The organism is Pseudomonas sp. 58 R 3 (assembly GCF_900006605.1).
GTDB classification, from domain to species: domain Bacteria; phylum Pseudomonadota; class Gammaproteobacteria; order Pseudomonadales; family Pseudomonadaceae; genus Aquipseudomonas; species Aquipseudomonas salomonii.
This window is the reverse complement of record NZ_CVTT01000028.1, coordinates 1-1,010: the sequence shown is the minus strand read 5'-3', so window position 1 is coordinate 1,010 and position 1,010 is coordinate 1. Positions and strand designations below refer to the sequence as shown.

Sequence of the window (1,010 nt, the reverse complement as noted above, 5' to 3'; positions counted from 1 at the left end):
CAATCCCAGGTGCTCACTTTTTACGTCTCGAAAGCCTTCTTCGATCTGCATGCGGCGCTTATAAATCGCTACGATCTTTGCTGGATTCCATTCGCCTTGCTTAAGATTGCTGGCAAGCAACCATGGCTCCCGTTCACGCCTGGCTGACTGTCGGCTGAGCTTACTTTTGGCGATTGAGCCGGTAACTCGTTGATGCTTGCGGCCCTTGGCTGAATGTCGCACGCAGTACAAATCGATCAAGTGCGGAGCGCTACGTGTCATCTCGACCCGGCCAATCGACTTGGGTGACGAGGTGGCCAACGCATACAAGTTTTTCACGGGCAGCCACTCATTTTCGTCACCACGATATAGCTCACGATTTCGTATGCGAGCCACGTAGTACCAGCCCTGCGCAGCCACTGCTTTCATCCATGGTCGCCGGAAACCTGCATCAGTAACCATCACTGGAACACATCCATCGGGCAGTAGTTCAGCCAGTGTTTTGAGCAGGCGGTTTTGATATTTGGGGCAACCCTCGCGCTCATGAACACTTTCATAAATTGGAAATGAGCGCCCCGCCAGCGGTATCGCGGCTCTCAACAAAAAAGCATTACCGGGAGCATCAATTCGTGACCAGTCAACCAAGATTAATGGGTGCTTCACCGACCCCAGCAATGCCCGCAGGATCACCCAGTAGAACAGCGGGCGCTCTGCTCTGAGGTGTTGATTGCCCAGCAACCGATCGACCCGCTTGATTGCATGTTTGGGGTACGCCTGACCTGGCATAAAACGTCCGAGTGCTGTCAGCGTCAGGCGGCGGCCTTGCAGTAACGAACTGACACAACTCATCAGTGTTGTCAGGCGACGAGAATGGATTGAAGGCAGTGCTTGAGCGAGCGCTCTGTGTAAAAATCGGATGGCTTGCATGGGTCGGGGATCTTGTTTTTGTGTGGTGCAAACCAAGTTGCCGACTCATGCAGGCTTCTTCAATAATTCCAACTTCTTGATTTTTCGTAAGAAAAATCGGGGAT

At 52.6% G+C, this 1,010-nt stretch carries 1 protein-coding gene; it reads right to left on the bottom strand.

The genetic code is table 11. The features are described from left to right. Nucleotides 1-906, bottom strand: a 906-nt coding sequence (locus BFP92_RS30130; protein WP_139114029.1) for an IS4 family transposase, incomplete at its 3' end; no start/stop codon positions are given. Between the last annotated feature and the right edge of the window lie 104 nt (nucleotides 907-1,010).